Origin of the sequence: Candidatus Enterococcus myersii (assembly GCF_017316025.1) — a bacterium.
In the GTDB taxonomy this organism is placed as follows: Bacteria; Bacillota; Bacilli; order Lactobacillales; family Enterococcaceae; genus Enterococcus_C; species Enterococcus_C montenegrensis.
This window is the reverse complement of the sequence record NZ_JAFLVT010000005.1, coordinates 95,302-115,838: the sequence shown is the minus strand read 5'-3', so window position 1 is coordinate 115,838 and position 20,537 is coordinate 95,302. Positions and strand designations below refer to the sequence as shown.

Genomic DNA, 20,537 nt, shown 5'->3' with positions numbered 1-20,537 from the left:
TTTTACTTTATTAAGTGGCCACTGTAGCTGCTGGTTATCTTTTAATAAAATTGATCGGGCAAAATTGTTTTACCTAATTCCTTGTTATCAGAATAATCAATTGGAATGTCAATGATTACAGGACCTTCTGTTTCTAAGCCCGTTTGAATTGCCGCCTCTAATTCCGCTTTTGAAGTTGCCCGTAATCCTTTTGCACCAAATGCTTCGGCATATTTTACAAAGTCAACTGGACCAAAATGCACCCCTGAAGAACGATCGTATTTCATTTCTTCTTGAAATTCCACCATATTATAGCTGCCATCATTCCAAATCAAATGAATAATTTTTTGTTTTAGGCGCACTGCCGTTTCAAGTTCTTGGGCTGAAAATAGGAAGCCGCCATCACCAGAAATTGAAAAAATTTGCGTATTTGGTCGTACTAACGCCGCTGAAATTGCCCACGGTAACGCAACACCTAGTGTCTGCATCCCATTACTAAATAAAAGCTTGCGTGGTTCATAACTGCGAAAATGTCGTGCCATCCAAATATAATGGCTTCCGACATCTACAGTCACTGTCATTTCATCGGAAACATTTTTTTGCAAAGTATCAATCACTTCTAATGGGTGAACACGTCCAGTGTGAGGCGCACTTTTTTGCATGCCATTTTTCAATTTATCTTGTAGCGTAACCAGGTAGTTATTCGCATCTGAGGATAGGCGATAATCCACAATCTTGCCACTTAATTTTTCAATCGTTTTAGCGATACTGCCAATCAATTCTGCTTCTGGTTGCATATATTGATCAATTTCCATCGGCACTTCATCAATCACGATAATGCGTGCATCTTTTTCGGCATTCCAGTTTCGTGCTTCATATTCAATGGGATCATAGCCAATTGCTATTACTAAATCACTACGTTTTAATAACATATCACCAGGTTGATTTCGAAATAAACCAACACGTCCAAAGAAGTGATTTTCTAATTCTCGTGAGATAATACCCGCACCTTGGAAAGTTTCTACTACTGGCATTCCGGTTTTTTTAACTAACATTCGAATTGCCGCTGTTTCTTTTTGCCCAGAAGCACGCATTCCAACTAATAATGTTGGTAATTTGGCTTCATTAATTCGTTTCACTAGATCATCTATATCCTCATCAGAAGCAGCTCCTAACTTAGGCGCTGACAGAGGCTTGATTGCATCACTGTTCACCACACCATCGGTAACATCTTGCGGAATTGATAAAAAGCTGGCTCCTTTTTTAGCTGTTTTCGCTATCCGATACGCATTGGCAATGCTTTCTGAAAGATTTTCTGGATCTTGAATTTCAGAACTATATTTTGTGATTGGTGCAAATAATGCTGCATTATCCATACTTTGATGTGTTAATTTGGAAAGATCAGAACGTTTGACCTGTCCAGCTAATGCTAAGACAGGATCACCTTCAGCTGTTGCGGTTACTAATCCTGTCGCTAGATTACTTGCGCCAGGACCGCTAGTTGCGATTACTACACCTGGTTCTCCCGTTAAGCGTCCAATTGCTTGTGCCATAAAAGCAGCGTTTTGCTCGTGACGCGCCAAAATCAACTGCGGACCATGATCTTCTAATGTATCAAAAACACCATCAATTTTTGCACCGGGAATGCCAAAAATAAATGGGACATTATGATTTTCCAAACTATTGACAATGATTTCTGCACCTTTTTTACTCACTGTATTACATCTCCTTAAAAACTGTATCACTAACAATTATTAATTTAGCACTTATACCTTTATTTTTCAACAATGTAACACTATCTCATATTGTTTTACTGAAAATTAATTATTTTTTCAATTCATTTAATGTTTATATTTATTTTTGCTATTTAAAACTACAATGTTCATCTGAATAGTCAGTATAAAAATAGCGAGCGCAAAAAGTTAGATTTTTGGTCTAACTTTTTGCGCTCGCTACAATACTGAGACATTTTTTTATACTAGAAACGTTAAAACTTCCGATTACCTCATAATCAAATAATCCTAACTACCTTTTAAAAAAAGTCACTACCAGCCCAGTGGTTAATCGGGCCAAATTTATGCCCGATGAAAAGTTCAGTTGCAATTGCCTTATTGACAAATTCTTTAGCAATTTTTACCGCTGTCAACACATCGTTTCCTTTGGCCAACTCAGCTGCAATACAAGCTGACAAAGAATCTCCGGTACCATTTATTCGCTCTGTTTTAAAGTATGGGGCTTTTAACCAATGACTTTCTCCTGTCGCTAATAACAAGTAGTCCACAACTTCTATTTGTTTTTCATCTTGATGGGCACCTTTTATTACCACATTTTTAGCTCCCATCTTCTGTAAAATAAGAGCTGCTGTTTCAAAATCTTTTGCGGTATTTAATTTTATGCCCGTTAATTTCTCTGCTTCATAAAAATTTGGCGTTAAAACGAAAGCTAAAGGAAGTAATTCTTCCTTTAAGGTTGCCAAAGCTTCTTCTTCAATTAACATATTGCCGTGTTTTGTCATAATAACCGGATCAACAACTAAAGGACCAAAATCATACAACTTGTAATTTTTAACAATCGTGCGAATCAGTTCTGAATTTCCTAACATGCCAGTTTTGCTAGCGCGAATCTGGTAATCTGCTGCTAGTAATTCAAATTCTTTATCAATAAATTCTGTCGGTAATGTTACACTGGCCTCAATCCCATAGGAATTTCCAGCGACACAAGCGGTCATAACGGATGCCCCATAGACCTTTCTTGCAAAAAAAGTATGTAAATCTGCTTGCATTCCGGCTGAACCATCACTATCAGAACCTGCAATAGTCAGCGCTTGTGGATACTGTTCCATACTTGTCAATCTCCTTTTTAAATCGTGTAATTTTTGTTTGAAAAATGCGGAACCTTTTATCTCGTTTATTTGACGACAATCCTGCGCAATAATATGATACCATCGTCTATTGGGAAAACTTCCTAGCGCTTGTCTAAGCTATAAGTATCGCGTTATAGCCAGACTAGTCACCTTCAGGATCTTAACCCTAATTTTCAAGCAATAAAATGCGCCATCGCAAAAATCTAGTCTAAAGTAGCTAAAGGTATTTTTCTAGTTTATTCAGAACTTTAAAGGCTGATATCTCTCTTTGCCATTTGGTGTAGTCTTCTTAATTATATTTCCTTTACCCTTTTTTAACGTGGCTATCAGTGTTTTAAAATCACCTATAGCACTAGTTGAAGTAACTAAATCCAAGCTGAATATATTATAGCATTGATAGCTTTTTTACAGGTATTCTAACTATTCGCATTTGTTGTAAATTTTATTTGCGATATTCTTTGCTTGATTTTACTAACACACTAGATAAACTGGCTCCTTTACTTTCTATGTTCACCTGAATACTTACTAGGGGGAAAAATCTCTAAAAATTTTTTATTACTTATCTCAGACACCCTGACTTCTATTTTGAAATCTATTATTTTCTTAATAAAACAACAAAAAAAGAGTTAAAACGCGAAAGTTCTAACTCTAAAAATCATTAAATTACATTGTATCTATAGTACTGCACTCAGGTTTAGTCTTTAGTCAAAATTCCTACGCACTCCACATGGGTTGTTTGTGGAAATAAATCAACCGGTTGGATTTTTTTACATGTGTATCCTTTTGCCTCAAAATCAATTAAATCTCGCGCCATTGTACCTGGATTACATGAAATATAAATAACTTTTTCTGGATTCATATCACAGGCAGCATTAATGAAGTCTGTTGTTAATCCTTTTCGTGGTGGATCAACGAAAATAACAGCTGGCTGCATTTCTTCTTTTGACCACTGCCCCATCACCTTTGTTGCATCCCCAACAAGATAAGTCGCATTATCAATTTCATTTAATTCAGCGTTTTTCTTTGCATCGGAAACGGCAGCTGGAATAGATTCCATCCCGTACACGTGTTTAACGCGATCTGCTACAGACAAACCAATTGTACCAATACCCGCATAAGCGTCAATGACAACATCATCTGGTTTTAGGGCAGCCATTTCAAAGGCTGTTTCATACAATACTTCTGTTTGTTCTGTATTGACTTGGTAGAAAGATTTTGCTGAAATTCGGAAAGTTTTTCCTAGCAATGTATCTTCAATGTAGTCTTGACCATAGAGAACTTTTTCATGTTCCCCTAAAATGACATTCGTTTTTTCAGTGTTAACATTTTGCATAACACTAACGACTTCTGGAATTTCTTTATGAATTTGAGCGGCGATTTCTTCACCTTTAAAGAATTTATTGCGCAAGGTTACCAATACCACCATCATTTGACGAGAATAATGACCTTGACGAATAACAATATGGCGCAGTAAACCTTCGTGTTGTTGCTCATTATACGCTTTTACATTGAAGCGTTCCAAAATATCGCGAACTTTAATAATCGCAGCATCAATAGCGGGATCTTGAATATAAAAGTCTTCAATCGCTACTAAGTCGTGACTGTTCTTACGATAAAAACCAGTTTGTAGCTGTCCATCTTTACGCCGTACTGGAATTTGAGCTTTATTGCGGTAGCCGGTAGGTTTTGCCATTCCGATTGTGGGTAAAACAGGAATATCTGGCATTTTCGCAATTTTTTGTAAAACATTTTCAATTTGCTTTTGTTTAAAAAGCAGTTGTTCTTCATATGTTAAGTGGCTTAATGGTGCAATCCCGGTACGCAATAGATCTTCGTTTGCAACTTCAACCCGTTTTGGGCTCTTTTCTAAGTAAGAAACAACACGCCCAATACCAAATTTTTTACCAACTTTAATTACTTTTAAAATAACTTTTTCACCGGGAAGTGCATTGTCGACAAACAATGGGTAATGATCAATCTTTGCGACCCCCATTCCTTCATAAGTTAAATCTGAAATCACAACTTCGTATTGACTATTTTTCTCCACTGGATATACTTGATCTGTTTTTTTCATAGTTCCTCCTAAATTTAGAACAAAAAACAACCTTAACGGCTGTTGACTGACTTTGCTTAAAACAATCCTTGTTTATTCTAAGGCATAAACTTGACTTATACAACCAAAAACTCCACATCCGCTAAGAGGAATGTGGAGTTTATAATTATTTCTTATCATTTGAGCTAGCGATTTGACCATCGCCATCAATATCTTCATCCGTTAGTTTTTCAACTTCTTTAATAAAGTCACGACTAACCTCTTCATAGTCAGCCTCTTCTTCTTCATAACCGACAATTGCATCGTCTGGAATTGCATCTAGATTCGCATACATTTCAATATGATGATGGTGGTTGACAAAAGTCATTGGGGCATCACCGCCGTATTCACCATCTAAATTAATCATCAAGCGATTTTTCTCACCAACGGTATCAACTTCTAAACGGCTCGTTTTGGTATAAATAATCCGTTTATCATTGATATGTTTCCCACCATTTAGCATTAAAGCGACCAGATGGACAATTTCAAAAATATTAGCTGTCTTGACAATAATCAAAGAAAACTTACCATCATCTAATTTGGCATCTGGTGCAATTTGCTCAAAACCGCCCACTGAATTCGTCAAAGCTAAGAAAAACATGGAAGCATTGCCTTCGTATTCGCCTTCGTCATATTTCAAGTGCATTTTAATTGGCTTTACCCGTGGCAATAATTCTGCCCCTTTGGCTAAGTATGCCAAGTAACCAAAAATACTCTTTAACTCTGAAGGCACTTCATACGTCAATTCTGTCAAATGCCCACCAGCAGCAATATTAATAAAATAATTTTCTTTTGCCTGACCAATATCCATTTTGATCGTTTGTTTTTTCAAAATAACTTCTGCCGCAGATTTCAAATTGTCTCGCGGAATTTTCAAGGCTCTAGCATAATCGTTGGTTGTTCCTGCAGGAATAATTGCCATTTTGGGACGTTTTTTTAATGGTGCGATACCATTCACAACTTCGTTAATAGTACCATCACCACCTGCTGCAACAATTAAATCAAAACCAGCTTTAGCAGCACGGGTAGCTTCATTTTTAGCTGAATTTGGTTCAGGGGTTGTTGCAAAAGCACTAGCTTCAAAACCGGCTTGTTCCAATACCTGCAAGATATCGGCCAAGCTGCGTTTTGTTGCCTCTTTACCTGATGTTGGATTGTAAATCACGCGTGCTTTTTTCATACTCTTATTAGCGTTTGGCCAATTCAGTCTGTAACAATTGGTTAACCACGGCCGGATTCGCTTTCCCTTTCGTTTGTTTCATAATTTGTCCCACTAAAAAGCCAACTGCACGATCTTTACCATTTTTAAAGTCTTCAATTGATTGCGCATTGCTATCTAACACTTCATTAATAATTGGCAATAATTGAGCAGGATCAGATAACTGTACTAATCCTTTTGCTTTTACAACTTCACTGGCATCGCCACCGTTTTGAATTAATTCTCGGAAGACTTTTTTAGCAATTTTAGAGCTGATTGTGCCATCTTGAATTAAGACAATCATACCCGCTAAGTTTGCTGGTGTAAGTTTTGTTTCTTCTAATTCTAGCTTTTCACTATTTAAATAAGCAGAGACTTCACCCATCAACCAGTTGGATGCAAGTTTGGCATCTGCACCTTTTTGTAATGTTGCTTCAAAGAAATCAGACATTTCTTTTGTTAAAGTTAAGACTTTAGCATCATATTCTGGTAAACCAAAATCATTCATATAACGTAAGCGACGAGAAGCCGGTAATTCAGGTAATGTTGCTTTTACTTTTGTGATCCATTCATCATCAATGACAAAACGAGGAATATCTGGTTCTGGGAAGTAACGGTAATCACTTGAACCTTCTTTGACCCGCATCAAAATTGTTTTGTTAGTTGTTTCATCAAAGCGACGTGTTTCTTGTTGAATCTCGCCACCTGAAAGTAAAACTTTAGCCTGACGTTTTTCTTCAAAAGCTAGTCCTTTTTTAACAAAGCTCATGGAGTTTAAGTTTTTTAATTCCGTTTTGGTACCAAATTCCTCTTGCCCGTAAGGACGAATCGAGATATTGGCATCACAGCGCATAGAGCCTTCTTCCATTTTTACATCTGAGACATCTGTAAATAAGATAATTGAACGTAACGCTTCTAAATACGCATATGCCTCTTCTGGAGAACGCATATCTGCTTCTGAGACGATTTCGATTAACGGCGTTCCTTGACGATTTAAATCCACATAAGAGTAACCACCAATACCGTGCATATTTTTACCAGCATCTTCTTCTAAATGAACCCGCTCAATGCGAATTTTTTTCTTTTGGCCTTCTACTTCAATTTCAATCCAGCCATCATGTCCGATTGGTTGGTCAAATTGGGAAATTTGGTACGCTTTAGGATTATCTGGATAAAAATAGTTTTTACGGTCAAAGTGCGTTTCTTTTGAGATTTCACAGTTCAAAGCTAAAGCTGCTTTCATCCCGAATTCGACGGCTGCTTTATTCATGACTGGTAATACCCCTGGATAGCCCCAGTCAATTACGTTAGTGTTACTATTTGGTTCAGCCCCAAAGTGAGCTGGCGCTGGTGAAAAGATTTTAGAGTTGGTTTTTAGTTCCACGTGAACTTCTAACCCAATAACTGTTTCAAAATTCATTATTTATTCCCCCCTAAAATCACTGGTTTTTGTAAATGAAAGTCAGTAGCACCTTCAAATGCTGCTGCTGCTTGATACATTGTAGCTTCATCAAATTGTTTGCCGATAATTTGTAAGCCCACTGGTAATCCTTCAGAAAAGCCTGCTGGGATAGACATCCCAGGAAGTCCGGCTAAATTGACTGGAATTGTTAAAATATCACTCATATACATCGTGATCGGATCATTAATTTTCTCACCTAAGCCAAAAGCTACAGTTGGTGAAGCAGGTCCAATAATTAAATCGTAGTCATTAAAGACTTTGTCAAAATCTTGTTTAATTAAGGTCCGTACTTGTCCAGCCTTTTTGAAGTAAGCATCATAATAGCCAGCGCTTAACGAGAAAGTTCCTAACATAATTCGACGTTTGACTTCTGTACCGAAACCTTCGCTACGAGATTTTACGTAAACATCTTCTAGATTTTCCACATTTTCAGCGCGGTATCCATAGCGAATGCCATCAAAACGTTGTAAGTTTGAGCTTGCTTCAGAAGAAGCGATAATATAATAAACCGCAACACCATATTTTGAATGGGGCAGACTAACTTCTTCAACTGTAGCGCCTAATTTTTCAAAAGTTGCCGCAGCTTTTTCAATCGCCGCTTTAACCCCAGGTTCCACACCTTCACCAAGATATTCTTTTGGCAAACCAATTTTTAAGCCTTTTACGCCTTTTTCAAGGTTAGCTGTAAAATCAGGAACTGAAATACCCGAGCTTGTGCCATCTTTTTCATCATAGCCACTAATTGCATTTAAAGTCAGTGCGTTATCTTTCACGTTTTTCGTTAATGGTCCAATTTGGTCCAAAGAAGATGCAAAAGCGATCAAGCCAAAACGTGATACGCGACCATATGTCGGTTTCATCCCCACAATTCCATTAAAAGCAGCAGGTTGTCGAATTGAGCCACCCGTATCACTACCTAAAGAAACCAGCACTTCTCCTGCGGCTACTGCTGCGGCAGAACCGCCCGATGAACCACCAGGAACTTTTGTTTCATCCCAAGCGTTTTTGGTCTTTTTAAAATAAGATGTTTCACTACTACCGCCCATGGCAAATTCATCCATGTTTAATTTACCAACAGGAATCATATCAGCTTGATAAATTTTATCCATGACTGTTGCATCATAAATTGGTTCAAAATTAGATAAAATTTTAGAAGCAGCTGTAGTTAAAATATCCTTGGTTACAATATTGTCTTTAATCCCAATCGGAATACCCGCTAAAATATTATCTTCAGCAATTCCTTTTAAATCTAAAGCTTTTGCTTGTGCCAATGCTTTTTCTTCACTAACTGTAATAAAAGCATCCACTTTTGGTTCTGTTTCTTTAATGCGCGCAATTGTTGCTGCTGTTAAATCAGTGGCTGTGATTTCTTTTGCAACAAGTAAATCATGTAATTCGCTTAAATTTTTATCGTAAAAGTTTTCCATTAAGCGCCAGCCTCCCCATTGTCAATAATTGCCGGCACTTTAATAAAGCCGTCTTCTTTTTCTGGTACATTTTTCATTAAATCAGCCCGATTCATTCCAGCCTCTGCACGGTCAGGGCGCATAACGTTAACGGTTTCCACTACATTGGAAGTAAAGGGAACGCCGGTTGTATCAACTTCTTCTAAAAGTTCTACCATTTCGATAATTTTACCCAATTGATTGGTAAATTCTGCTGCTTCTGTTTCAGAAAATGAAAGTTTTGCAAGCTTTGCTACATGCTTAACTTGTTCTTCACTAATTGCCATACTACCCCTTCTTTCTTGCCACTAAGTATTTAAACGTGGTGTGTAAAATACTTTTTCTTTTCTATAATGAAATAATTCCGCCTATTTTTCAAGTCACTAATTGAAAATATAAGAAATAATCTCTTTTTGTTCGGGTTTTTTCGCTACGAAAGCTTGTGGTCCCTCCACAGAATTAATTTGAACTTCGACATTACCATTCACCGAGTCAAAAATTGACTCTACTTGTTTTCCGACATATTGCGTGAAACTTGTAATTTCAGTTTTACTATAATACTTTGTTTCAATCGTAATCGTTAAGTTTTCTGCCTGCTCATCGACATAATAAATCTCACCGGTAACACCTACTAAATTTGGAAAGAAATTTTGAACCGCCGATTGAAAAGAATTAAACTTCGTACTCATGCCATCTTGGGTCGCGATATTTTTGGCATCGGCAGCTACAGGAAGTGCCAAATGACTTTCGTTAACTCCTTTAAAATCAGCAATCGTCGTATCCCCGTTTTTGCTCACCGCGGTATAGATGTAATTTCCTCCGTTGATATCTTCTTTACTAGCTTGTTCAAAGATGCCAACCACGATGGGGATATTTTTCAAACCATCCATTTTACGTACTCTTGTAAGGACAGCGTTGATCGTTTTTCTAGCATTGGCCATCAATTCATCCCGGGAGATTTGCGTTTGACTATCATCGCCATAATAAACTGAGTTAAAAGCAAAGCCCAAAGACATTCCCGCTAAAGTTTTCCCATCTTCTTTTAGGAAATCTTGTTCCATTAATTGTTGAAAAATGATAGGTTGGCTTTTGTCCGCAGGATTTAATCCTTGATTATTTTCGTCTGAATTACGTTCCAACCATTTTTCAATTGTATCATAGTCTAACTTTTGACCTTCTTGGAAAAAATATTTGTCAGGTGAAAAAGTCTGGTGGGATAAACGCAACAATCCTGTTTCAAAATTATCTTGATTATAGCCACTGTTTAGTTTTGTGGCATTTAATTCTCTAGCTGCACTCGTTTTGTAACGACCATCATTAATCACAGCTTGATATTCGGAGCGGTCAATTCGACCAGTCGTCATATTCTCGCCATTATTTTTTCCGCCATTGTCTACATTTGTAACGCCTTTGTCTAAATTGCCGCAACCTGTGAGCAACAATACTAATGCGCTTGTTAAAAACAATGATTTAATCTTCATTAACTAAACTCCTATCTAGCGCTTCTACCATCTGCTCTTCATTCCAGACAGTAATGCCTAACTCTTCTGCTTTTGAAAGCTTACTACCGGCATCTTCTCCCGCAACTACAATATCAGTTTTTTTCGACACGCTACCAGTAACTTTCCCACCAAGATTTTCAATTTTTTCTTTGGCTTCATTGCGATTGTAATGGGTTAATTTACCTGTTAAAACAATTGTTTTACCATTAAAAGGTGAATCAATTTCTGATTGCTGAACAACTCTTCCTTTAAAGGAGAAGTTAACGCCTGCTGTTTTTAACTCTTGTAGGAGTTCATGTACCTCTTCGTTTTCAAAATAAGTCACAACACTATCAGCAATTGTTTCACCCAAAGTATCCAATGAAATGATGCTTTTTTTGTCTGCTATGGCAATTGACGCTAAGTCGCCAAAGTTTTCGGCTAAGATCTTTGCCGCTTTGGCACCAACATGGCGAATTCCCAAACCAAACAATAAACGCTCAACAGAATTATCTTTACTGGCGGCAATCGCTTGTAAAATATTGTTGGCCGATTTTTCTTTGATTTTAGGTAACGTCAACAACTGCTCACGCGTTAAACTATATAGCCCCGCAACATCGGTTAATAAGTGGTGGTCATACATTTGAGCCAGTACTTTGGGCCCTAAACCATCAATATTCATCGCGTTTCGGGAAACAAAATGACGTAAGCCTTCTTTGATTAAGGCAGGACATTTGGGATTAATACACCGTAAAGCCACTTCATCGTCTAAGTGGACCAACTCACTGCCACAAATTGGACAAGTAGTTGGAATTGAAACAGGCTGACTATCTTTTTTTCGTAAAGGCAAGACGACTTGCGCTACTTCTGGGATGATGTCACCGGCTTTGTAAATTGTAACAGTATCAAAAGTGTGCAAATCCTTTTGTTTAATAAAATCAACATTGTGCAAACTAGCCCGACTAACGGTAGTACCCGCTATTCTGACAGGCTCCATGACAGCGGTTGGGGTAATCACACCGGTTCGGCCAATTGACCATTCAATATCCAGTAATGTCGTTTGCGCTTCTTCTGGTGGAAATTTATAAGCAGCAGCCCACCGGGGTGCTTTAACTGTGAAGCCTAATTCATCTTGTTGGTGAAAATCATTGACCTTAATTACCACCCCATCGATTTCATATGGCAGTGTTGTCCGCCGTTTGTGGAATTCTTCGATATAAGCCCAAATTTCATCAATATTTTTGCATAGGCGCCGCTCTTTGTTAACGTGAAAGCCAACATTTTCTAATTGCTTTAAAGCAGTATATTGGTCATCAACATGTAGTGGTCCAAAATCAACTACTGTATATAAAAAAGTATCTAAATTTCGTTTGGCCGTGACTTTGGGATCTAATTGTCGTAAACTACCTGCCGCAGCATTCCGAGGATTAGCAAAAATCGCTTGTCCGGCTTCGTCTCTTTTTTCATTTAAAGCCACAAAGGATTTTTTGGGCATAAAACATTCACCCCGGACTTCAATTGTCAAAGGTTCTTGTAAACGCAACGGAATCGAACGCACCGTTTTTAAATTCTCGGTAATATTTTCGCCAACGGTTCCATCTCCACGAGTAGCTCCCCGAATAAAAAGCCCCTCTTCATAGCGTAATGTCACCGAAAGTCCGTCGATTTTCAATTCACAAACATACGTAACGTTTTCTCCTAACTCTTTTGTCACCCGGTTTGTAAAGGCGATGATCTCTTCTTTATTAAAGACATCATTCAAACTATATAAGGGCACATCGTGAACAACTTTTTCAAATCCTTGTAATACTTGTCCACCTACCCGTTGTGTTGGTGAGTCAGGTGTCACAAGCTCAGGATAGCTTGCTTCGATGGCAACTAAATCGTGATAAAGTTTGTCATAGACATAATCTTCAACTGTCGGATTATCTTTAACATAGTATTCATAGGCATAGGTGTTTAATTCTTGTCGCAAAGCAGCTGCTTTTTTTGCTAATTCCGTTATAGATTCTGACATGCACACTTTTCCTTTCTAAAAACTAAACTTTTTCGATTGGGGCAAAAGCTGCTAACAGGCGTTTGATTCCCTGCTCTGGAAAAGCAACGTCCAATTCCATATCTTTTGCCGTCCCGTTTGTTTTTACCACGGTTCCAACTCCCCATTTTTTATGGCGTAATTTATCTCCAACTTGCCAAGCTGATTTCTCGCCACCGGTATTTTGTTTTGCAGTTACCCCGGTAATAGACGGTTGTTGGTATGTTCTGGTTGCTTGAGCTTTTCTAGCAGAAAAAGGGCGACTATTTGCGGGCTGAGCTACTTGACCAGCTTTTGTAAGTAGGTCATCTTCAATTTCTTCTAAAAAGCGAGAAGGGCGGTTGTATTGGGTTTTCCCGTATAAGGTCCGGGTGAAAGCGTTCGTTAAATACAATTCCTCTTCTGCCCTTGTGATTCCTACATAAGCCAAGCGTCGCTCTTCTTCTAATTCACTTTCTTCCATTAGCGCTCGTGATAAGGGAAATACCCCTTCTTCTAAGCCAATTAAAAAGACAACAGGAAATTCCAGTCCTTTAGCAGCGTGAAGGGTCATTAACGTCACTTGACTATTTGACTCTTCAAAACTGTCCACATCTGACAACAAAGCCAAATCATTTAAAAAGACCGATAATTTATCGTCTGCATTTTCTTCATCGCCGCTATTTTCCCGCTCGTAATTTTTATCAAATTCTTGTGTTACTGTTAAAAACTCTTCTAAGTTTTCTAAGCGATTTTGGGCTTCTAGCGTGTTTTGGCGCTTCAATTCATCTTCATAACCACTTTTTGCTAAGACCTCTTTGGTCAATTCGGTAACAGTTAAATAGGTGCGCATTTTTTGAAAGTTTGCGATTAGTTCGGCAAAATCAGCCAACTCTTTCCCTGCTTTACCACTAATATTGGCCAATGCTGAATTTTCAGCTGCTTCTAAAAGTGAAAAGCCGTGGAGATTACCAAATTGTCGCAATTTCTCTAACGAAGTAGTACCAATACCGCGTTTTGGTACATTAACAATTCGTTCAAAACTTAATGAATCAGCGGGATTGGCAATGACTTGCAAGTATGCCAGAATATCTTTAATTTCTTTTCGATCGTAGAACTTATGGCCGCCTACCATTTTGTAAGGCATATTTGACTTCAATAACGTTTCTTCCACCACACGAGATTGGGCATTGGTCCGATATAAAATAGCGAAATCACCGTAATCACGTTTTTGCTCTTGTTTTTTTTGCTGAATTTCACTGACGATAAATCGCGCCTCGTCTCGTTCATTGTCACCACGATAATAAGTGATTTTCTCGCCTGAATCGTTTTGTGTCCAAAGCTTTTTGTCTTTGCGATTTTGGTTATTTTGAATTACTTGGTTTGCGGCATTTAAGATATTTTGGGTGGAACGATAATTTTGCTCCAATAAAATAACTTTAGCGTCAGGATAATCTTTTTCAAAGTCCAAGATGTTTTGCATATCTGCTCCCCGCCAACCATAAATACTTTGATCGGCATCTCCCACCACACATAAATTGCGAAAACGCTCAGCCAACATATTAACTAACGTATATTGGGCATGGTTGGTATCTTGATATTCATCAACATGGATATAATGAAATTTATTTTGATAATAGTGCAGTGATTCAGGATGCTCTTTAAATAAACGAATTGTATTCATGATTAAGTCATCAAAGTCCATACATTCATTTACTTTTAATTCTTGTTGATACATATCATAACAACGAGCGACAATCTCTTCAAAAAAGGCACCTTGTTGTGCTTCATAATCACTTGGTGTTAAAAGTGCATTTTTAGCATTTGAAATCGCCGCTAAAATAGAGCGTGGATCATATTTTTTTGGATCGATATTCAATTCTTTTAAAACACGCTTCATTAAGGTTAATTGTTCAGAACCATCAATAATGGTAAAATTCCGCGAATAGCCAATATAATCTACCTCTCGTCGCAATATGCGAACACACATTGAGTGAAAAGTAGAGACCCAGACATCTTCACCACCAGCCGGGATAATTTTATTCACCCGTTCTTTCATTTCTTTAGCAGCTTTATTTGTAAAAGTAATCGCCAAAATATTCCAAGGATTTACTTCTTTTTCTTCAATTAAATACGCGATTCTATGAGTTAACACGCGAGTTTTACCACTTCCAGCTCCTGCCATGAGCAACAATGGACCTTCTGTATTTTTGACAGCTTCTTTTTGACGAGGATTCATTCCCTCTAATAATGGATTGGGTGACACATAACAACATCCTCTCTAATTCAATCTTTTTAATTATAGCATTTTAGCCTCTTTGGATAAATTGAAAAAGGAAAAAATCTTAGGTTTTTTATAAGTTCACAGGAATATAAAAAGAAGTAAAAAGAAGACACAATTGTGCTTTGCTCTTTTAGCCGAAATTTATTTGTCCTATTAAAAAAAATCCGCTATGATAATAACGCAGTCTATTTTGACAAGTGGATGAAGGAAACGGCGGGGTTAATGTGAAGAAGTTTTTGGATACGCTAGATAAAACAAAAATAAAATATATTGGAAAAGGAATTTTAGTTGGGACTTTGGCGGGAATTGTGGTGAGTGTATTTCGCCTTTGGATTGAAAAGATTGGTGAAATTTTACCTGTCATTTATCAGTACTTAAAAGTACAGCCAATTTTTTTAATTCCTTGGACTATTTTGATGCTTTTATGTGCCATTGTCGTTGGTGCTTTAATTAAAAGCGAGCCCAATATTAAAGGAAGTGGGATTCCTCAGGTTGAAGGACAGTTGAAAGATGAAATTTCGGTTTTATGGTGGTCGGTTTTGTGGAAGAAATTTATCGGCGGTATTTTAAGCGTTGGTACAGGCTTATTCCTCGGAAGAGAAGGCCCCTCTATCCAGCTGGGGGCCAGCTGTGCTCAAGGTGTTGCTACTAAAATGAAAGCTGGCAAAAGCGAAGAGAAAATTTTACTGTCCAGTGGTGCAGCTGCTGGTTTGGCCGCTGCCTTTAACGCACCTGTTGCCGGCTTATTATTTGTCGTTGAAGAAGTTCATCATAACTTTTCCCCATTGGTTTGGTTGACCTCTTTTGCTGCCGCTTTAATGTCTAATTTCGTTTCTTTAACTATTTTTGGCTTACAACCGGTACTGCATTTAGGTGATATTCCTTCTTTGCCGTTAAGACATTATTGGCTACTTATTTTATTAGGAATTGTCTTAGGAATTTTAGGCCGCTTTTATCAAATTATTTTACTAGCACTAGAGAAATGGTATGGCTTTTTACCCTTACCGGCTCATTTGCGTGGTATTATTCCATTTCTTTTGGTCATTTTTGTCGGCCTATTTTTTCCTAATTATCTTGGCGGCGGCAATCAAATCATTATTGCTTTAGGGCAACATTCCCCTACTTTAATCGCATTATTTGGTTTACTGAGCTTGCGTTTTATTTTTTCGATGATTTCTTATGGCTCCGGACTTCCTGGTGGGATATTTTTACCCATTTTAACTCTAGGCGCAATAATAGGTAGTCTTTTTGCTAACTGCGCTGTGATTTTCTTTGGTTTAGAGCCCACCTTTGTTAAAGATTTCATCGTGATCGCCATGGCAGGATATTTTGCTGCCATCGGTAAGGCACCGCTAACTGCCATCATTTTGGTCACTGAAATGGTTGGATCACTCGTACATTTAATGCCCCTCGGCTTGACTGCACTAGTAGCATATGTCGTAGTAGATATTTTAGGTGGCGATCCAATTTATGAGGCACTTTTGGAGCGACTTGTGAAAGGCAAAAAGACGCATTTAACCGGGCAAAGAACAACTGTCGAAATCCCAGTTTTGGCTGGTAGCAAACTAGATGGGACGTTGGTTCGTGATTTTGATTGGCCAAATCATATGCTCTTAGCACTTTTACGTCGTGGTGATCGTGAAATTCTCCCCCATGGGGATACAGTTATCAAAATGGGGGATACGTTAGAAATTCTAACAGATACGACCCATGCTGGTGATATTGTCCGCACTATTAATGAACAAATGTGATAAGAAAAACTGCTAGAACAAAAAACGCAAGACCCAACAGGATCTTGCGTTTTTTTATTCTTGTGGGAATAAGTAGACCATCGAATACGGCGTGCCAGAAAAAATATTGGAAATCATATTACCTGCTAATACCTGATGCCAAAAGCGGTTTTGATGACCATTATTCCCCCAAAAGATACCAATGTGACAATCCGCTCCATATTCTCCCCAACGCCCTTCAAGGTATAAAATATCACCTTTTTTAGCACGACCACTTTTTAGTAATGCGTTGATGGAACCATACGTGTAATATTTACAATTTTTCTTCAAGGCATCGCGCCACAATGTAGCATTTGCCGCACCGCCATACCCTAAACGTGTAATTGGCGCTAAATTAGCCCCGCTGTTACGCATTGCTGCAGCTACAAATCCTGTACAGTTCATACCTTGTCCATATTTATTGGGACGACCCTTTGGTTGCATGAATACTTCTTGATTGCTGATACCACCATAGCCTAACCCCCGATAGCGCGTTCCAACATAAAAGCCATTTTTCTCATTGGCTGTCATATGCTTTAATACTTTTCCCCGCGTTGTTCCCAAATATGCAGCTGTACCTTTTTTAATCCGGACCGCTGCACTATTGACATAACCTAGCCACTTGCCTTTGCCATTATAAATGGAATAGTATTTTGCCCCGTTAAAATGTTGATAATAGCCGCGAGCTTGAACACTCTGATTGAAAATAGCAGAGGTTTTCCCACGTTTTTTAAAATTGAAATCATTGTAAGTTAAATAATTACGGGAAATAACAACGCCTTCATCCCCTAGTTTTTGATACATTCCGCCTTTGCCATTACCGGTTTTTGCACTTGCGGCATTCACATAACCCAACCACTTGCCTTTGTTATCGTAAACAGTATAATAACGGGCCCCGTTAAAATGTTCATAATAACCTCGGGCTTGATACGTTTTTTTGTATAAGTTCTTGGTGGTGCGTAATTTTTTAAAATTAAAATTACTGTACATCCAATAGTTAGCGTTCGTAAATGTAATGTAACGATTACTACTTTGGTAAATACCACCTTTGCCATTACCGGTTTTTGCACTTGCAGCATTCACATAACCCAGCCACTTGCCTTTGTTATCATATACAGTATAATAACGGGCCCCGTTAAAATGTTCATAATAACCTCGGGCTTGATATGTTTTTTTATACAGCGTTTTAGTTGTCCGTAACTTTTTAAAATCAAAATTACTGTACATCCAATAGTTAGCGTTCGTAAACGTAATGTAGCGATTACTACTTTGGTAAATACCACCTTTGCCATTACCAGTTTTAACAAAATTTTCTGGCACATAGCCAATCCACTTACCTTTATTATCATAAATCGTGTAATATTTCTTCCCATTAAAGTGGAGATAAAATCCCCGCGCATCATAAGTTTTTAAATAGTAAGTAGTGGTTTTATTACGCAACGCAAAATTAAAGTCCTTATATATATCACCACTTTTTTCCACAAATGTGACATATTGGCGATTTGCTTGATAAATCCCTCCTGCAGAAGTTTCTTTTAAAACCGTAGCGTCAACGATCCCAACAGCATTATTTTTGTTATCAACAAGCACCTCATACCGTGTACCAGAGTAATCAATATAATAGCCTTTAGCTTTTAATGTCTTACGCAAAATACTCTTAGTAGATTGTGGAGCCGAAGAAAAATTAGCAAATAAGACATCTTTCTCCTCTAGTGTGACAAAATATTTTTCTACTTCATAGGAAATCTCATTTCCTTGTGAGAAGTCACTTGTGGTAACATCTGCCACCAAAACATACCCCAGATCTTTGTCCCCACTAGTAAGTAAGTAGTAGTCTTGTCCTTCTAAAGTAATCGTTTTAGTAACCTGATACGTTTTATTTAATTGCTCTTTGTTTGGTGTTGTGTAAGTATTTAAATCTGTCAAATTTTGATAAATTTTTAATGAATAATTTTGATTAGTCAAAGTGACATATTTTGCTTGAACCAAGTTGCTTTTAATAAAGGCAGCCTTTTTATTTTGTAATTGTTTTTCTGATTGTTTTTCTGACTGTCTTGTTGAACTTTGCGTAGTGCTTGAATCAGTCTTTGTTTCTTCATTCAACGAGGTACTCGTTTCATTTTTTTCGATCGTCTGTTCACTGTTACTTGTAAATTCTTCACTTAAATTTATTTCCTCTGTTGAAGAAGTAAGTGAAGTATCGCTTCTTATATCCGTTTCTGATACAGCTTCACTATTGACGCTACCTTTCGTTTCTGTCAGCGTTTGTGCTACTACTTGCATCGGCACCACACCTTGCAAAATACACAATAAACCAAACCAAATCCCTAATTTTTTCATTTAAATGCACTCCTATTCTATAGGGCCCAAATTTTTTTTGCCACATCCTCATTAACGTACACAGAAATTTGTCCACCATTTACCGGAAACAAACCACGACCATTTTCATCCAATACAACATGAGTATCATTATTTTTTAAAACATCAACAAACGTTTTCCCAGCATGAATTGCGCTGATGGTCATCTCTTTTTGATTGGCATCAGAATCCGTTAAAATGACTGCAAAACCAGATAATTCTTTATCAAAGTCCCCTGTAAAAACCCAACCAATGCAATCAGGATCATCAAAGTAATCCACTTCGTTACCATAGGCTAAGTGTTGGCGGATTTTAAGTAGGTACTCAAGCTTTTCCCCCACTGGTCCAATGTTTTGTGTTTTAATACCATACAAATCTCCCCAAAAAATAGTGGGCGTGCCAATTTTACGTAATAAAATTAGCGCATAGGCATGAACTTTAAACCAGCCCTCCACCCATGATTCTAAACTTTGTCCTTTTTGAGTATCGTGATTATCCACAAAAGTTACTGCATATTCAGGCCTTGACTCTACTAGAGTTCCCGTAAAAATCTCCCGCAAGTCAAAGGTACCGTTTCCGCGACTAGCTTGATAAAAATTAAAGTGTAAAGGCACGTCAAATAAATAAATTAGGTTGCCAGAAGAATCAATATAGTTTTCCAATTTGTCTAACTCATCGGTCCAATATTCTCCTACTACAAAAAGCGGTGCCCCTTTTTCTTGCCTTCGCTTCAATAACCAATCAACAAAAAAGTCAAATTGAATATGCTTCACTGCATCCAAGCGGAACCCATCGACATTCGTCTGTTCTAAAAACCATTTGCCCCAACGGTCCAATTGTTCGATTGTTTCTTCATAAGTCATGTCCAAATTACAGCCCATCAAATAGTCAAAGTTACCATTTTCCGAGTCGACATCTGAAACCCAGCCCTTATCGGCAAGATTAAAAATTGCATGATCTTTATTATGGGCATCATAATCAACGCCAGAAAAATTCCGCCAGCTCCATATATAATCATTATATTTTCCTTTGCGACCTGGAAAAGTAAAGCGCGTCCATGCCTCAATTTCTTCTTCATCACTAATTTGCTGATTACGATTATCCCAACTGTATTTAACAGCTGAGACTTTTTCTGTCTCATCAGCTCCCATAAAATGATTAAAAACAATGTCTGCATAAACATCTATTTGATTTTCTTGTAACTTTTTAATTGCCGTCAAATATTCTTCTTTTGTACCGTATTTGGTTGCAACTGAACCTTTTTGATCAAATTCACCTAAATCATAGAGGTCATAAGTGCCGTAACCAACGTCATTTACACCTGCAGACCCTTTTGCTGCTGGAGGTAACCAAAGGGCATTGATGCCCAATTTTTTAAAGTAATCAATTTCTGTAACCAATGACTGCCAATGATTACTGTTGGCCTCAAGTTCCCATTGAAATGCTTGTAATAAAGTTTTATTCATTTTACCAACACCCTTCTACTTATAATTAAGCCAAAGTTCTCAACTTTTTTCAATTGTTAGCCCTTCCACTGCAGTTTTTTAACCCTTTTCAATTCCTTTTGTGATTCGTTTTGAATGTTTTTGACT

General features: G+C 37.7%; 13 protein-coding genes. 1 reads left to right on the top strand and 12 read right to left on the bottom strand.

Annotation, left to right across the window (positions count from 1 at the left end):
* Positions 1-41: 41 nt before the first annotated feature.
* The 10 genes from alsS to pcrA all read right to left on the bottom strand — a co-directional run bounded on the left by alsS (position 42) and on the right by pcrA (position 14,773).
* Positions 42-1,694 carry an acetolactate synthase AlsS gene (alsS, locus tag JZO76_RS03340; protein WP_206902763.1) on the bottom strand — a complete coding sequence of 551 codons (1,653 nt, stop codon included), beginning with the start codon at positions 1,692-1,694 and terminating at the stop codon, positions 42-44.
* Between the two features lie 317 nt (positions 1,695-2,011).
* Positions 2,012-2,821: a bifunctional hydroxymethylpyrimidine kinase/phosphomethylpyrimidine kinase gene (gene thiD, locus JZO76_RS03335; protein ID WP_206902762.1), complete on the bottom strand. Its 810-nt coding sequence runs from the start codon at positions 2,819-2,821 to the stop codon at positions 2,012-2,014.
* A gap of 715 nt (positions 2,822-3,536) precedes the next feature.
* Positions 3,537-4,916 carry a 23S rRNA (uracil(1939)-C(5))-methyltransferase RlmD gene (gene rlmD / locus JZO76_RS03330; RefSeq protein ID WP_206902761.1) on the bottom strand — a complete coding sequence of 460 codons (1,380 nt, stop codon included), beginning with the start codon at positions 4,914-4,916 and terminating at the stop codon, positions 3,537-3,539.
* Positions 4,917-5,061: 145 nt separating this feature from the next.
* Positions 5,062-6,114: a diacylglycerol kinase gene (locus JZO76_RS03325; RefSeq protein WP_206902760.1), complete on the bottom strand. Its 1,053-nt coding sequence runs from the start codon at positions 6,112-6,114 to the stop codon at positions 5,062-5,064.
* 7 nt (positions 6,115-6,121) lie between these two features.
* The gene (gatB, locus tag JZO76_RS03320) at positions 6,122-7,552 is read right to left on the bottom strand and encodes an Asp-tRNA(Asn)/Glu-tRNA(Gln) amidotransferase subunit GatB (RefSeq protein WP_206902759.1); all 1,431 of its coding nucleotides are present in this window, start codon (positions 7,550-7,552) and stop codon (positions 6,122-6,124) included.
* Positions 7,552-9,021 carry an Asp-tRNA(Asn)/Glu-tRNA(Gln) amidotransferase subunit GatA gene (gene gatA, locus JZO76_RS03315; RefSeq protein WP_206902758.1) on the bottom strand — a complete coding sequence of 490 codons (1,470 nt, stop codon included), beginning with the start codon at positions 9,019-9,021 and terminating at the stop codon, positions 7,552-7,554. The genes gatB and gatA overlap by 1 nt, the downstream gene beginning before the upstream one ends.
* On the bottom strand, positions 9,021-9,326 hold the full coding sequence (gatC, locus tag JZO76_RS03310) for an Asp-tRNA(Asn)/Glu-tRNA(Gln) amidotransferase subunit GatC (protein ID WP_206902757.1): 306 nt from the start codon (positions 9,324-9,326) through the stop codon (positions 9,021-9,023). The genes gatA and gatC overlap by 1 nt, the downstream gene beginning before the upstream one ends.
* A gap of 96 nt (positions 9,327-9,422) precedes the next feature.
* A complete protein-coding gene (locus JZO76_RS03305; protein ID WP_206902756.1) occupies positions 9,423-10,520 on the bottom strand; it encodes a CamS family sex pheromone protein in 1,098 nt (365 codons plus the stop codon).
* Positions 10,510-12,537 carry an NAD-dependent DNA ligase LigA gene (gene ligA / locus JZO76_RS03300; RefSeq protein ID WP_206902755.1) on the bottom strand — a complete coding sequence of 676 codons (2,028 nt, stop codon included), beginning with the start codon at positions 12,535-12,537 and terminating at the stop codon, positions 10,510-10,512. The genes JZO76_RS03305 and ligA overlap by 11 nt, the downstream gene beginning before the upstream one ends.
* 22 nt (positions 12,538-12,559) lie before the next feature.
* Positions 12,560-14,773 (bottom strand): DNA helicase PcrA, encoded by a 2,214-nt coding sequence (gene pcrA, locus JZO76_RS03295; protein ID WP_206902878.1) that lies wholly within the window; start codon positions 14,771-14,773, stop codon positions 12,560-12,562.
* A 269-nt stretch (positions 14,774-15,042) separates the two neighbouring features.
* Here pcrA and JZO76_RS03290 point away from each other — a divergent pair, with 269 nt between their 5' ends.
* Positions 15,043-16,569, top strand: a complete 1,527-nt coding sequence (locus tag JZO76_RS03290; protein ID WP_206902877.1) for a chloride channel protein — start codon at positions 15,043-15,045, stop codon at positions 16,567-16,569.
* 54 nt (positions 16,570-16,623) lie between these two features.
* Here JZO76_RS03290 and JZO76_RS03285 read toward each other — a convergent pair whose 3' ends face one another.
* Both JZO76_RS03285 and JZO76_RS03280 read right to left on the bottom strand, forming a co-directional pair.
* Positions 16,624-18,927, bottom strand: coding sequence for a hypothetical protein (locus tag JZO76_RS03285; RefSeq protein ID WP_206902754.1), 2,304 nt, complete (start codon positions 18,925-18,927; stop codon positions 16,624-16,626).
* 17 nt (positions 18,928-18,944) lie between these two features.
* On the bottom strand, positions 18,945-20,411 hold the full coding sequence (locus JZO76_RS03280; RefSeq protein ID WP_206902753.1) for an alpha-amylase: 1,467 nt from the start codon (positions 20,409-20,411) through the stop codon (positions 18,945-18,947).
* Positions 20,412-20,537: the final 126 nt, after the last annotated feature.

Coding starts and splice junctions, on each gene's coding strand:
- thiD (WP_206902762.1), bottom strand. CDS start 2,821: ATGGAACAGTATCCACAAGCGCTGACTATTGCAGGTTCTGATAGTGAT.
- rlmD (WP_206902761.1), bottom strand. CDS start 4,916: ATGAAAAAAACAGATCAAGTATATCCAGTGGAGAAAAATAGTCAATAC.
- JZO76_RS03325 (WP_206902760.1), bottom strand. CDS start 6,114: ATGAAAAAAGCACGCGTGATTTACAATCCAACATCAGGTAAAGAGGCA.
- gatB (WP_206902759.1), bottom strand. CDS start 7,552: ATGAATTTTGAAACAGTTATTGGGTTAGAAGTTCACGTGGAACTAAAA.
- gatA (WP_206902758.1), bottom strand. CDS start 9,021: ATGGAAAACTTTTACGATAAAAATTTAAGCGAATTACATGATTTACTT.
- gatC (WP_206902757.1), bottom strand. CDS start 9,326: ATGGCAATTAGTGAAGAACAAGTTAAGCATGTAGCAAAGCTTGCAAAA.
- JZO76_RS03305 (WP_206902756.1), bottom strand. CDS start 10,520: ATGAAGATTAAATCATTGTTTTTAACAAGCGCATTAGTATTGTTGCTC.
- ligA (WP_206902755.1), bottom strand. CDS start 12,537: ATGTCAGAATCTATAACGGAATTAGCAAAAAAAGCAGCTGCTTTGCGA.
- pcrA (WP_206902878.1), bottom strand. CDS start 14,773: ATGAATCCTCGTCAAAAAGAAGCTGTCAAAAATACAGAAGGTCCATTG.
- JZO76_RS03285 (WP_206902754.1), bottom strand. CDS start 18,927: ATGAAAAAATTAGGGATTTGGTTTGGTTTATTGTGTATTTTGCAAGGT.
- JZO76_RS03280 (WP_206902753.1), bottom strand. CDS start 20,411: ATGAATAAAACTTTATTACAAGCATTTCAATGGGAACTTGAGGCCAAC.